10 protein-coding genes and 1 tRNA gene are annotated in these 13,641 nt (G+C 67.7%); 4 read left to right on the top strand and 7 right to left on the bottom strand.

Features of this window, described 5'->3' with window-relative positions:
• The first annotated feature begins 90 nt into the window (after window positions 1–90).
• Both cysK and epsC read left to right on the top strand, forming a co-directional pair.
• On the top strand, window positions 91–1,026 hold the full coding sequence (cysK, locus tag ACX80W_RS16165; RefSeq protein ID WP_459285088.1) for a cysteine synthase A: 936 nt from the start codon (window positions 91–93) through the stop codon (window positions 1,024–1,026).
• A 24-nt stretch (window positions 1,027–1,050) separates the two neighbouring features.
• The gene (gene epsC, locus ACX80W_RS16160) at window positions 1,051–1,638 is read left to right on the top strand and encodes a serine O-acetyltransferase EpsC (RefSeq protein WP_459285086.1); all 588 of its coding nucleotides are present in this window, start codon (window positions 1,051–1,053) and stop codon (window positions 1,636–1,638) included.
• A 63-nt stretch (window positions 1,639–1,701) separates the two neighbouring features.
• Here the strand turns inward: epsC and gnd are convergent, their stop codons facing one another.
• Window positions 1,702–3,138 (bottom strand): NADP-dependent phosphogluconate dehydrogenase, encoded by a 1,437-nt coding sequence (gene gnd, locus ACX80W_RS16155; protein ID WP_459285084.1) that lies wholly within the window; start codon window positions 3,136–3,138, stop codon window positions 1,702–1,704.
• A gap of 246 nt (window positions 3,139–3,384) precedes the next feature.
• Here gnd and rlmN point away from each other — a divergent pair, with 246 nt between their 5' ends.
• Window positions 3,385–4,602: a dual-specificity RNA methyltransferase RlmN gene (gene rlmN / locus ACX80W_RS16150; protein WP_459285082.1), complete on the top strand. Its 1,218-nt coding sequence runs from the start codon at window positions 3,385–3,387 to the stop codon at window positions 4,600–4,602.
• Between the two features lie 164 nt (window positions 4,603–4,766).
• Here the strand turns inward: rlmN and ACX80W_RS16145 are convergent, their stop codons facing one another.
• The 6 genes from ACX80W_RS16145 to ACX80W_RS16120 all read right to left on the bottom strand — a co-directional run bounded on the left by ACX80W_RS16145 (window position 4,767) and on the right by ACX80W_RS16120 (window position 10,413).
• The gene (locus ACX80W_RS16145) at window positions 4,767–7,193 is read right to left on the bottom strand and encodes an Ig-like domain-containing protein (RefSeq protein WP_459285081.1); all 2,427 of its coding nucleotides are present in this window, start codon (window positions 7,191–7,193) and stop codon (window positions 4,767–4,769) included.
• A 293-nt stretch (window positions 7,194–7,486) separates the two neighbouring features.
• Entirely contained in the window at window positions 7,487–8,170 is a 684-nt protein-coding gene (locus tag ACX80W_RS16140; protein WP_459285079.1) for an SGNH/GDSL hydrolase family protein, read from the bottom strand.
• 196 nt (window positions 8,171–8,366) lie between these two features.
• Window positions 8,367–8,439 (bottom strand) — tRNA-Val (locus ACX80W_RS16135).
• Between the two features lie 120 nt (window positions 8,440–8,559).
• Window positions 8,560–9,522 (bottom strand): NAD-dependent protein deacetylase, encoded by a 963-nt coding sequence (locus ACX80W_RS16130; protein WP_459285077.1) that lies wholly within the window; start codon window positions 9,520–9,522, stop codon window positions 8,560–8,562.
• On the bottom strand, window positions 9,519–9,992 hold the full coding sequence (locus ACX80W_RS16125) for a redoxin domain-containing protein (protein ID WP_459285075.1): 474 nt from the start codon (window positions 9,990–9,992) through the stop codon (window positions 9,519–9,521). The genes ACX80W_RS16130 and ACX80W_RS16125 overlap by 4 nt, the downstream gene beginning before the upstream one ends.
• Window position 9,993: 1 nt before the next feature.
• A complete protein-coding gene (locus ACX80W_RS16120) occupies window positions 9,994–10,413 on the bottom strand; it encodes a DUF3052 domain-containing protein (protein WP_459285073.1) in 420 nt (139 codons plus the stop codon).
• Between the two features lie 383 nt (window positions 10,414–10,796).
• On the opposite strand from ACX80W_RS16120, the gene aceE reads away from it, so the two are divergent.
• Window positions 10,797–13,547 carry a pyruvate dehydrogenase (acetyl-transferring), homodimeric type gene (aceE, locus tag ACX80W_RS16115; protein ID WP_459285071.1) on the top strand — a complete coding sequence of 917 codons (2,751 nt, stop codon included), beginning with the start codon at window positions 10,797–10,799 and terminating at the stop codon, window positions 13,545–13,547.
• Window positions 13,548–13,641 lie beyond the last annotated feature (94 nt).

Here is a 13,641-nt window from a genome sequence, read left to right as displayed (position 1 = left end):
TCTCCCTCCCTCTCCCCCCCCCCCCCCTCCCGCGAAAAACTGGTTCCCCCCTCCCCCCCCCCGGCAGACAAGATCAGGCAGGCTAACCCGATGGCAAGGATTTACGACGACGTCACCCAACTGGTCGGAGGCACACCGCTGGTGCGCCTCAACCACCTGGCGGAGGGCCTCGGGGCCGACGTGGTGGTCAAGCTCGAGTTCTACAACCCGACGAACAGCGTCAAGGACCGCATCGGCGTAGCGATCGTCGACGCCGCCGAACGCTCGGGCGCGCTGCGCCCGGGCGGCACCATCGTCGAGGGCACGTCCGGCAACACGGGCATCGCCCTCGCGATGGTCGGTGCGGCACGCGGATACAAGGTCATCCTCACCATGCCGGAGACCATGTCCACCGAACGCAGGGTCATGCTCCGCGCCTACGGCGCCGAGATCGTCCTGACCCCGGGGTCCGAGGGAATGCGCGGAGCGGTCGACCGCGCCAAGGAGATCGTCGCCAACACCGAGAACGCCATCTGGGCCCAGCAGTTCGCCAACGCCGCCAACCCGGAGATCCACCGGCTCACCACGGCCGAGGAGGTCTGGGAGGACACCGCCGGCGCCGTCGACATCTTCGTCGCCGGCGTCGGCACCGGCGGCACCGTCACCGGCGTCGGCCAGATCCTCAAGAAGCGCAAGCCCGACGTTCAGATCGTCGCCGTCGAGCCGGCCGACTCCCCCATCCTCAACGGCGGGACGCCGGGCCCGCACAAGATCCAAGGCCTTGGGGCGAACTTCGTGCCCGAGATCCTGGACACCGACATCTACGACGAGGTCATCGACGCCTCGGTCGAGGACTCGGTGCGGGTGGCCCGCGCCCTGGGCACCAAGGAGGGGATCCTCGGCGGCATCTCCTCGGGGGCCATCGTCTGGGCCGCCCTCGAGCTGGCCAAGCGGCCCGAAAACGCCGGTAAGCTCATCGTGGCGGTCGTGTGCGACTACGGCGAACGGTACATCTCAACGGTGCTCTTCGACGACATCCGCGCCTGACCCGCCCTCTACGAGGAGGAAGCCTTGAGCTTTATTGGGAGACTGCGCGAGGACCTTGAGACGGCCCGCACCCACGACCCGGCGGCGCGCGGCGCCGTGGAGAACACCCTTGTGTACTCGGGGCTGCACGCCATCTGGGTGCACCGGCTCACGCACCGCATGTGGACCCGGCCGGGGCTGCGCCTGCCGGCGCGCCTCCTGGCCCAGCTGGCCCGGGCGGCGACGGGCATCGAAATCCACCCGGCGGCGGTCATCGGACGCCGCTTCTTCATCGACCACGGCATGGGCGTCGTGATCGGCGGCACCGCCGAGATCGGCGACGACGTCATGATGTACCAGGGCGTGACCCTGGGTGGCCGTTCGCTGGAAAAGGTGAAGCGCCACCCCACCATCGGCGACGGCGTCACCATCGGCGCCGGGGCGAAGATCCTCGGACCCATCACCATCGGGGCCGGCAGCGCCGTGGGGGCCAACGCCGTCGTCGTCAAGAGCACCCCGCCGGAGTCGATCATCACCGGGATTCCCGCGACGTACCGCCACCGCGACGCCCGCCGGGAGACCCTCCCCGCGGTGGATCCGGCCGAGTACGTCGACCCGGCCATCTATATCTGACCACCACCAATGAGAAAGGCCCCGGTTTCCCGGGGCCTTTCTCATTGGGTCGAACCCGCTGGACTAGTGGGTGTCCTCGGCTTCGATCTCGGAGCGGTCCCCGCTCCACTGGGTGTGGAAGGTGCCTTCGGCGTCGACCCGGCTGTAGGTGTGGGCACCGAACAGGTCGCGCAGCCCCTGGGTCAGGGCGGCGGGGAGGCGCTTGCGGCGCAGGCCGTCGTAGTAGGCAAGTGATGAGGAGAAGACGGGCACGGGAATGCCCAGCTGGGCCGCCGTCGCGACGACGCGGCGCCAGGCGGGCAGTGCCTCGGCGATTGCGTCGGTGAAGGCCGGCGCAAGCAGCAGGTTGGCCGGACGGTCCGCGCCCCTGTAGGCCTTCATGACGTCATCGAGCAGTTCGGCGCGGATGATGCAGCCGGCACGCCAGAGGGAGGCGATCTCATCGAGCTTCAGCTCCCAGCCGTATTCCTTCGCGGCGGCATCGAGCATGTCAATGCCCTGGGCATAGCTGACGATCTTGGAGGCGTAGAGGGCGAGGCGCACGTCCTCGACGAACGACTCGGGCAGCTCCACGCTTCCCTCGTGGCCCTTCAGCGTCTCCTGCGCCAGCTCGCGCTGCTCGCGCCGGGAGGACAGGCCGCGGGCGAACACGGACTCGGCGATGCCCGTCGTCGGGCTTCCGAGTTCCAGCGCTGAGACGACGGTCCAGCGGCCGGTGCCCTTCTGGCCTGCGGAGTCGACGAGGACGTCAACGAAGGGTTTTCCGGTTCGGGGATCGGTGTGGCGCAGGACCTCGGCGGTGATCTCAATGAGGAACGAGGAGAGGGTGCCCTTGTTCCACTCGGTGAAGATGTCGGCCTGCTCGGCCGGTTCGATCCCGGCAGCGGAGCGGAGGACGTCGTAGGCCTCGCCGATGACCTGCATGTCGGCGTACTCGATGCCGTTATGCACCATCTTGACGAAGTGCCCGGCGCCGTCGGTGCCGATCCACGCACAGCACGGTTCCCCCTTGTACTTCGCCGAGATCTTCTCGAGCATGGGGCCGAGGGACTCGTAGGACTTGCGGGAGCCGCCGGGCATGATCGAGGGCCCCAGCAGGGCGCCCTCCTCGCCGCCGGAGACGCCGACGCCGACGAAGAACAGGCCCTTCTCGGCGAGCGCCGCTTCGCGCCGGCGGGTGTCCTCGTAGTGGGAGTTGCCGGCGTCGATGATGATGTCCTCGGGCTCGAGCAGCGGCACCAGCTGGTCGATGACCGAGTCGACCGGCTTTCCGGCCTTCACCATGATCAGGACCCGGCGCGGCTTCTCCAGGGAGTCAACGAGCTGGTGGAGGGTTTCGGTGCGGATGAAGTCACCCTCGCCGCCGTAATTCTCGAGCAGTGCGTCGGTCTTCTCGACGGATCGGTTGTGCAGGGCCACGGTGTAGCCGTTCCGGGCCAGGTTGCGGGCGAGGTTGGCTCCCATGACGGCAAGCCCGGTCACTCCAATTTGTGCACTCATTTATCTCTCCGATGCTTCGGGGCGCGTCCATTGCGCCTGCACTGAGTGGGGCTTCTTCGCCTCCATCACTTAGCTCAGCCTATTACCGGCCCTACTCCGGAGGCCACACGAGGGTCTATGGCCTTGGTAACATTCGGCCGCACGTGCGGAATTGCCCGCAAGCCTTCGTCGGGTCCACTGGGGGCGATGCCGGAGGGGCCTGCACGGCCGCGGCATGCGGCGGCCAGTCATGAAAGAATGGAAGCGATGACTGACGTGACCCTTTCCCCAGCTTCCGGTTCCACCCGCCCGCAGGTCCGCCCGGAGGTGGAGGGTGCCGCCCCGGTGGTCGGCAGCGACGGGCGTCCGCTCCTGCAGTTCAAGTCTCCGCGCGTGAAGCAGCCGCCGGTGCACCTTGCGGACCTCACCCTCGCCGAACGCCAGGAGCGGCTCAAGGAACTGGGCCACCCGGCGTACCGGGCCAAGCAGCTCTCGACCCACTACTTCACCCACTACACCACCGACCCGGAGCTGATGAGCGACCTGCCCAAGGCCGGCAGGGCCGAGCTGGCGGAGGCGATGTTCCCGCCGCTGCTCACGAAGGTCAAGCAGCTCAAGACCGACAACGGCGACACCATCAAGTTCCTGTGGCGCCTCTTCGACGGCGCACTCGTCGAGTCGGTCCTGATGCGCTACCCCGGGCGGGTCACCCTGTGCGTTTCCTCGCAGGCCGGGTGCGGCATGAACTGCCCCTTCTGCGCCACCGGCCAGGCCGGGCTGACGCGCAACATGTCGACGGCCGAGATCGTCGACCAGGTCGTCGCGGCGAACCGCGTCCTCGCCGCGGGCGAGCTCGGCGGGACCCGCACCGACGGCGGGCACGACGCCGAGCGTGTCACAAATATCGTTTTCATGGGCATGGGCGAGCCCCTGGCGAATTACAAGCGCGTCATGGCCGCGGTCCGCCGCTTCGTCGATGACTCCCCCGAGGGCCTCGGCATGTCGGCCCGGCACATCACCGTCTCAACGGTCGGCCTGGTGCCGGCGATCAACAAGCTCGCGGCCGAGGACGTCCCCGTCACCTTCGCACTGTCCCTGCACGCGCCCGACGACGAACTGCGGAACGAACTGATCCCGGTGAACACCAAGTGGAAGGTGGACGAGGCCCTCGACGCCGCGTACAACTATTTCGCCACGACGGGCCGCCGGGTGAGCATCGAGTACGCGCTGATCAAGGACATGAACGACCACGCGTGGCGGGCGGACCTGCTGGCGAAGAAGCTCAACAAGCGCGGCCGGGGCTGGGTGCACGTCAACCCGATCCCGCTGAACCCCACCCCGGGCTCGATCTGGACGGCCTCGGAGCCCGCCGTCACAGCGGAGTTCATCAACCGGCTGCGGGACGCCGGAATCCCGACGACCCTGCGCGATACGCGCGGCCAGGAGATCGACGGGGCCTGCGGGCAGCTCGCCGCGGGCGAGTAGCGCACGCGAAAGCGCCCAGCACGCCTGAAAACGACAAACGCACCGGATATTTCCGGTGCGTTTGTCGTTAACGCATGCGGCCGTCGCATTCAGGCAGTGCCGGGACCCCATCAAAATCGATGACGTCCCGGCACCTGGAGGCTGGCACCAGCCGCGGCCTGCCTCTACCTGAAGGTGAGCACCAGCTTGGGTGCGGCGGTGCTGCCGGCCTCCCTGGAGTTGAGGTCCAGGCCGTCGCTGCTGGTGGAATCCATGCCCAGGGACAGCTGCTGGCCGAGCTCACCGGCCAGGGCGCTGAGGGTCAGCGGAACCCGGTAGTCGGTGTTGACCGCGGTCGGGCCCAGGGTGCCGATGCTGGTCCCGAGCGCCGGCCGATTGCTGTAGGTGATCCCGGTCTCGGTCCAGCTGTCACTGGCCACCAGCTTCACGTTCTGGGTGCCGGTGGACCCGCTGCCGGCACTGCGCAGCTGCAGGGTCGCACTCTCCAGGGTCCTGCCCGCGAAGGCCGACAGGTCGAACTTCAGGTAGGAGACCTCCACCGGGCTGGCGTCCACGCCCAACAGGGCCGAGGTGCCGTAGTTCGTGCCCGTCGTCCCGCTCTCCACGTAGCTGTCGGCGGTGGCCGTAAGCGTCACGGTCCCCGGGGTGCCCCCGCCCGCGGCGGCGGTGGTGAAGGTCCACGTCCTGTCCGATGCCAGCGCGTTGCCGGCGGCGTCCTTGACCCCGCTGGTGCCGCCCTTGATCGTCGCCGTGTACGTGGTGCCCGCCGCCAGGTCCGCGCCCGGGTTCAACGTCGCCACCCGATCGGTGCTGTTGTAGGTCACCGCGGCCGGCACGGTCGTCGTCCCCGTCGTCAGCGTGAACGTGGACGGCGTGATCGTCGAGGCGGTCATCGCCTCCGAGAACGTCCCCGTCGCGTTCGCGCTCACCGCCACACCGGTCGCAACGCTCGGCGACACAGCCGTCACCGTCGGCGGCGTCGTATCACCAGTACCCGCGGACGCGGTGGTGAAGGTCCACGTCCTGTCCGACGCCAGCGCGTTACCGGCGGCGTCCTTGACCCCGCTGGTGCCGCCCTTGATCGTCGCCGTGTACGTGGTGCCCGCCGCCAGGTCGGCACTCGGGTTCAACGTCGCCACATTGCCGCTGTAGGTCACGGCGGCCGGCACGGTGGTCGTCCCCGTCGTCAGCGTGAACGTGGACGGCGTGATCGTCGAGGCGGTCATCGCCTCCGAGAACGTCCCCGTCACGTTGGTTCCCACCGCCACGCCAGTCGCACCAGCGGTCGGCGAGACAGTCGTCACAGTCGGAGGCGTCGTATCACCACCGCCGGTACCGCCGCCGGCTTCGTAGTGGTGCCAGTACCGGCTCGTGGCGTTCACATCGGCGAGCAGCAGCAGACCGCTGTTGGGCGTGCGTGATGAATTGAGGTTCTGCTTTGTCGACGTCACGTTGTGCACATACTGGTCGGCGTCGACGATCAGTGGCGTCTTCGAGGTGCTGAAGCTGATGCTGCTGAGCGGCGTGGACTTCTCGTAGATCGCACCCCCGGAGCTGGTGCAGGCACCAGCGTTGGTCGTGCCACTGGGCTTGGGATAGGTGGCGAATGTGCGCAGCCTCTGCGTGCTCTCGTCGATCAGGACGATCACCCGGTTCGGGCACTCCGCCACGGTGGCGATGGTGTGCGCCGACCACGTCGACGTCGAGTTATTCAAGGCCAACAACTGGATCAGCGGCTGGGACGACGACGTATACGACGTCTTGATCGCGGCGAAGACCCGGCCACCGGAGGAATCAAGCCACTTCAGGTTCATATGGTCATCACCGCTGCGCAGCCCCTTCACCGCCGCCACGGGCGTCGACCAGGAGCTGTTCGACTCTCCATCGTTGTGGAAGCTGAAGTACATCCCGTCGGTGGAGTCCCCGACCTGCCGGCTCCACATGAGACCCATCTTGCCGGGTCCATAGGCCACCAAAGCCGCGGTGTCGTCCACCGACACGTTGCTCAGCGACGCAGGATGCGCGAAAGGCGTCCCCCAGGTCTTGCCGTCGGTGCCGGTGACGTTCAGGTAGATCCGGTTGCCCTGCTGCCACGTGGCCCAGACCCGGCCGGTGGTGTCCTTATCGATGGTCAGGACCTCGACCTTGGAGTTGTTGATCTGGGTGGTACTCAGCAGCGTGTACGTCTTGCTGGTCGCGTTGTAGCTGTAACGCTTCATGGTCGTCGGGAAGTTCGGCTCGGCCGGCAGGCCGTCGTTGACGAACCGATAGCTCGCCACATACAGGGTCGTCCCGTCCCACAGCACGTCATGATGGGTGCTCGCCCGCGTATCCGTCGCCACGCCCGTATCGACCCACCCGTTCGTCGAGGGGTTGAACCGGAAGATATGGAAATCCGAGCTGGCGGTGTCCCACAGGTTCCCCCACCAGTTCCCGTCATGGAACCACAAATTGCTCGTGGCGCGCTTGGTGCCCGTCGGCGTTCCCGTCCCCGAATGCGACGGACCCTCGACCCCAACATCACCCGTGGCACCCGATGCCGCAACGGGCACCACCAGGGCGCCCAGCGCAACCAGCAGCGCCGTCAGCAATGCCTTGACGCGCAGGTTCAGCAGCCCGTGCGGACGCGGACCACCCCTGCGCCCTGAGCCGGGTTGGAAAGTCCTGCGGCCGTCAGCACGACCGCGGCGTGTGAAAAAAACAGAGTCGAGCACCAATGCCCCCTGGATTCGATGGTGGATCCCCAGTGGGTACAGTCTGGGCGGGGCAATCCGTACCGCGCAACCCTAATCGGCACGACGCTCTACCCTAATTCCGAGGACCCTCTACCCAGAAGTCCATGGACCCCCTACCCAGAATCCCCAGGACCCTCTACGGGGGGGGCCTAGTGGATCGAGGCCAGGATCTGATCGGCGATCTTCCGGTGTCCTGCGCTGTTCGGGTGGAAGGTGTCCGCGCCTCCGACCCACGTTGGTGCTCCCTGAGGTCCCCGGAGGGAGGCATCCGCGAACAGTCCGGTGAGGGGAATGAACGTACCGTTTTGGCCGGTGCACGCCTCCCGGGCGGCAGTATCACGGGCGCTGGTTCCAGGGGAGGATCCGGGCTGCCACGCCCCGAGGCAGATCAGTTGCGCATCCGGGGAGGCCTCAACGACGCGGCCCAGATAGGCGGTGTACTGCTTTCCGAAGAGTGCGGGGTCGGTGCCGAAGTCGTTGGTGCCGAGTGCCACCACGGCCAGGTCCACCCCCGCAGGAATCTTGAATTCGTCGGCCACTCCTTGAAGTGTGGCTCCCACCCTCGCAGTCACCGTCGTCTCCCCCACTCGATCACCCAGATCAGTGATCACGACGCTGCGGAAGGACTCCGCCTCAGTCGTCGCGTGCCATCCCACGGTCAGAGAATCGCCGCTGAACCAGATGGACAGGGGGTCGGTGGTTCGGGGCGGAGGCGGCGCTGTGGACGGCGCCGGACTTGGGACGGGAGGGGACGCCTCGGCACGGTTCTCCGCACTCACCCGCTGCCCCTGGAGGATGGTGAAACCGATCAGGATGACTGCTGCCACTGCCATCACGGCTACCGCAACGGCGAGTATGCGTTTCCTTTTTCCCACCACGCGCTCCCCTGAGTTTGAGACCTGCACCGATTATGCCCCACCTGTTGCTCCGTCAGGGTCGAAGCTTCCGCGTGCCTGCGCCGGGAGCTCGGGAAACGAAAAACCCCGCTGCTTCGAGGCGAGGGCCTTCGAGCAGCGGGGTTTTCGGCGGTGGGTCCTACCGGGATCGAACCGATGACATCCACGGTGTAAACGTGGCGCTCTACCAGCTGAGCTAAAGACCCGAATCCGTGAGGGCGGCGGCGCCGGGAAGACCCGGAGGAGCGCTCATCACGAGGACTTACTCTACCCGATGACCGATCACGCGCGCCAATCGCAGGCCCCCGCACACCGGCGGTGCGCCCTCAGTTCTCCAGCGGGGGCAGCCTGTCCGCGAGGTAGGTCAGCGCCTCGGAGACGCCGGCGTCGATGAGCAGCGTCGCCAGGTCGTCCCCGCGGGTCGCGCCCCGGTTGATGATGACCACCGGCTTCCCCGCCTTGTGTGCATGGCGGACGAAGCGCAGTCCGCTCATCACGGTCAGGGAGGATCCCGCCACCACGAGGGCTCCGGCCTCGTCGACGAGCCGGTAGGCCTCGGCGACCCGGTCCTTGGGGACGTTCTCGCCGAAGTAGACGAAGTCCGGCTTGAGCATCCCACCGCACTCCGGGCACGGCGCGACGACGAAATCGGCGGTGTCGTCGACGTCGGCATCGGCGTCGGGGGCGACGTCCCCGGCGTCGGCCTCGCGGTCGAGGTAGCCGGGGTTGAGCTCCTCCAGCAGGATGGCGATGTCCGCCCGCCGGAAGGGGGTCCTGCAGTTCAGGCACACCACGCGGTCGTAGGTGCCATGGAGGTCGATCACGTTCACGCTGCCGGCCGTCGAGTGCAGCCGGTCGACGTTCTGGGTGATGAGCCCGGTCAGGAGGCCGCGCTGCTCGAGCCGGGCGACGGCCGCGTGGCCCGCGTTGGGGTCCGCGTGGCGCAGGTGGCGCCAGCCCACATGGTTGCGGGCCCAGTACCGCCGGCGGAGGTCCTCGTCCCCGACGAACTGCTGGTAGGTCATCGGGTTGCGCGGCGGCGAGGACGGCCCCCGGTAGTCGGGGATGCCTGAGTCCGTACTGAGGCCGGCCCCGGTCAGGACCGCAAGCCGGCGCCCGGAGAGCAGCCGGATGGCTTCCCCGAGCCGGGCCACCGACTCGTCATCCAGGGGGGCCGGGGCTGCCCCTCCGTCGGTGGCGAAGCCCGTAAGGCCGAGGCGGGGGTTCGCTGCGGGATTCCCCGGGGCGGCGGTGCCTGCGGGGCCCGCGTCCCCGTGGTGGGCGCTCATGCCGCGCCGGCCAGCGCGGCAAGCGCTGCGGCGTAGTCGCCTGCACTGCGGGGCTCACCCGGCCCGGAACTGACGACGGAGGAGACGACGCCGCGGGCGTCCAGGAAGAAGGTGGACCGGCGCGCGTGGCCCGCCCGCTCGTCGAAGACCCCGAAGGCCCGGGCGGCGGCGCCGTGGGGCCAGAAGTCGGAGAGGAGATCGAAGGAAAGCCCCTCGGCCTCGGCGTAGGCCCGGAGGGTGTACTTGGAATCGGTTGACAGGCCGAGGATCCGCACGCCGTGGGCCGCGAACCGGTCCCGGCCGGCCTGCAGATCGGCGAGTTCCTGCGTGCAGACGCTGGAGAAGGCCGAAGGGAAGAAGACGAGCGCCGCCGGCGACCCCCGAAGGGAGCTCACGCGGACCGTCTCGCCGTGCTGGTTGACCAGCCGGGCCTCCGGAGCGGGCTCACCCGGAACAGGGAGCCTCGTCACGCTACTGCTTCCGCCGGCTTACCAGGCGGGTTGCGGCCCACTCCTTCGAGACACCCGCGGAGGACGTCGCGTGGAGCCCCGCGGTCGGGGCGGCTTCCTGGATTTCGGACGGGGCGACATAGCCCTCGCGTCCGGGCTTGGGGGTGAGGACCCAGATGACGCCGCCGGCGCCGAGGGAAACAAGTGCATCGACGAGGGCGTCGACGAGGTCGCCGTCGTTGTTCCGCCACCACAGGATGACGCCGTCCACGACGTCCTGGTCATCCTCCATCAGAAGTTCCGACCCGATGTCGGCCTCGAGCTCGTCGCGGAAGTCGAAGTCGACGTCCTCGTCGTAGCCGAGCTCCTGAACAAGGTCACCGGTCTTGAAACCCAACTTGCCCGCCACACTTACTGCAGTGGCGGCTTCGGCCTCGCTCACTTAGTTCCTCCTGAAGAACGCCGGGACCGTCCAGATGACAGATCCACACAAAGGTAGTCTTGTATTACTACCAGCCAACACCTTTATACGCCACGCTTCAAGCTGGCATGACCTTTCCTTGTGCCGTCCGCCACTCCCGCGGAGACGGCTCCGCCCGCCGGTACGGGGCGGCCCACCCCCGCGGACCGGCCTGCGGCCTGCGGTTTCGCCCAGCGCGAAGGAGCGGCTACGCATCCGGCCCGCACCGGCGATAGAGTGAACCGGTGGACGGCCTCGGTTAATAAGCCCCCGGCCGGACCTGCACAAGCTTTCGGGCAATCGATCCGAAGCACAAAGTCATAAGCGTCGCGGACATAATCGGCGACAAGTGGAGAGGTTTTCGCGTGGCTGCAGAACAAGATACGGCAGATATTCTCAGCGGTCTGACCGTGGGCAAGCCGGATGCGGATCCTGAGGAGACGGCGGAGTGGATCGAGTCCCTCGACCAGCTGATCCGTTCCCAGGGAACGGAACGCGCACAGTACATCATGCGTTCGCTGCTTCAGCGGGCGGGAGCCCAGAGCGTCGGCGTCCCCATGGTGACCACCACGGACTACGTCAACACGATTCCGGCGGACCAAGAGCCCGACTTCCCCGGTGATGAGGAGGTCGAGCGCAAATACCGCGCGTGGCTGCGGTGGAACGCCGCCGTCATGGTGCACCGCTCCCAGCGCCCGGAGATTGGAGTCGGCGGGCACATCTCCACCTATGCCGGCGCCGCGACCCTCTACGAAGTAGGGTTCAACCACTTCTTCCGCGGCAAGGACCACCCCGGTGGCGGCGACCAGGTCTTCTTCCAGGGCCACGCCTCCCCCGGCATGTACGCCCGGGCGTTCCTCGAGGGCAGGCTCACCGAGGAGGACCTCGACGGGTTCCGGCAGGAGAAGTCCAAGGAGGGGCACGCACTGTCCTCCTACCCGCACCCGCGCCTCATGCCGGAGTTCTGGGAGTTCCCCACCGTCTCGATGGGCATCGGGCCGATGAACGCCATCTACCAGGCACAGTCCAACCGGTACCTGCACAACCGCGGGATCAAGGACACCTCGGACCAGCAGGTCTGGGCCTTCCTCGGTGACGGTGAGATGGACGAGCCGGAATCGCGCGGCCTCCTGCAGCTCGCCGCGAACGAGAACCTCGACAACCTGAACTTCGTCATCAACTGCAACCTGCAGCGCCTCGACGGCCCGGTACGCGGCAACGGCAAGATCATGCAGGAGCTCGAGGCGTTCTTCCGCGGCGCCGGCTGGAATGTCATCAAGGTCGTGTGGGGCCGCGAGTGGGACTCGCTGCTGCAGAAGGACACCGACGGGGCGCTCGTGGAGATCATGAACAGCACCCCCGACGGCGACTACCAGACCTACAAGGCCGAGTCCGGCGGGTTCGTCCGGGAGCACTTCTTCGGCAAGTCGCCCGCGACGAAGGAAATGGTCGCGGACCTGAGCGACGACGAGATCTGGAAGCTCAAGCGCGGCGGCCACGACTACCGCAAGGTGTACGCCGCCTACAAGGCCGCCACCGAGTTCAAGGGCAAGCCCACTGTCATCCTCGCGAAGACCGTCAAGGGCTACGGCCTGGGGCCGCACTTCGAGGGCCGCAACGCGACCCACCAGATGAAGAAGCTCACCCTCGAGGACCTCAAGGCGTTCCGCGACCACCTGCGCATCCCGATCACGGATGAGCAGATCGACAACGACCTCTACAACCCGCCGTACTACCACCCGGGCCCCGACGCGCCGGAGATCAAGTACATGCTCGAGCGCCGCAGGGAACTCGGCGGCTTCGTGCCCGAGCGGCGCAGCAAGCACACCGACGTCGTCCTGCCGGGCGAAAAGGCGTACGAGGTTGCCAAGCGCGGCACCGGCAAGCAGCAGGCCGCCACCACCATGGCGTTCGTGCGGGTGCTCAAGGACCTCATGCGCGACAAGGAGTTCGGCAACCGGATCGTGCCCATCATCCCCGATGAGGCACGGACCTTCGGCATGGACTCGTTCTTCCCCACGGCGAAGATCTACAACCCCAAGGGGCAGAACTACCTGTCGGTCGACCGCGAGCTCTTCCTGGCCTACAAGGAGTCGAGCCAGGGCCAGATCCTCCACGCGGGCATCAACGAAGCCGGATCGGTCGCGGCCTTCACCGCCGCCGGCACCGCCTACGCCACGCACGGCGAGCCGCTGATCCCCGTCTACGTGTTCTACTCGATGTTCGGCTTCCAGCGCACCGGTGACTCCATCTGGGCCGCAGCCGACCAGATGGCCCGCGGGTTCATCGTCGGGGCCACCGCCGGGCGCACCACGCTGACGGGCGAGGGCCTGCAGCACGCCGATGGGCACTCGCCGCTGCTCGCCTCCACCAACCCGGCCGTCGTCACCTACGACCCGGCCTACGGGTACGAGATCGGCCACATCATGCGCGCCGGCCTGGAGCGCATGTACGGCGAGGGCGCCGCATCGGATCCCTCGCGCAACGTCATGTACTACCTGACGGTGTACAACGAGCCAATCCTGCACCCGGCCGAACCCGAGGAGCTCGATGTCGAAGGACTGCTCAAGGGCATCTACCTGCTGGCCCCGGCCAAGGTCGATGGTCCCCGCACGCAGATCCTGGCCTCCGGTGTCTCGGTGCCGTGGGCGCTCGAGGCGCAGCGGATCCTCGCCGACGACTGGGGGGTCTCAGCGGACGTGTGGTCGGTCACCTCGTGGAACGAACTGCGCAGGGACGGCCTCGCGGCCGAGGAGGAAGCGTTCCTCAACCCGGGTGCCGAACCGCGCAAGCCGTTCGTCACCCAGCAGCTCGAGGGCGCAACCGGTCCGATCGTCGCGGTCAGCGACTACATGAAGGCAGTGCCCGACCAGATCCGGCAGTTCCTGCCGAACGAGTTCGCCACGCTCGGCGCCGACGGCTTCGGCTTCTCGGACACCCGGGCCGCCGCACGCCGCTTCTTCAAGATCGACAGCCACTCCGTGGTCGTGCGGGCCCTGGAGATGCTGGCCCGCCGCGGTGAGGTCGACGCTGAGGCGCCGCGCGAAGCCCTGGAGAAGTACTCGCTGCTCGACGTGAATGCCGGCACCACCGGCAACGCCGGCGGCGAAAGCTGATCCTGCGGCGTACCGCCTGAACAGCACGACGGCGGGGGGGGGGGGGGAGGGCGGCAACCACCCGGCTCGCTTCTCCCCACTCCGTCTGCGGCTC

It is taken from the genome of Arthrobacter melezitosi (assembly GCF_054511055.1).
The sequence above is the reverse complement of the archived record's forward strand: the minus strand, read 5'-3'. Positions and strand labels throughout refer to the sequence as shown.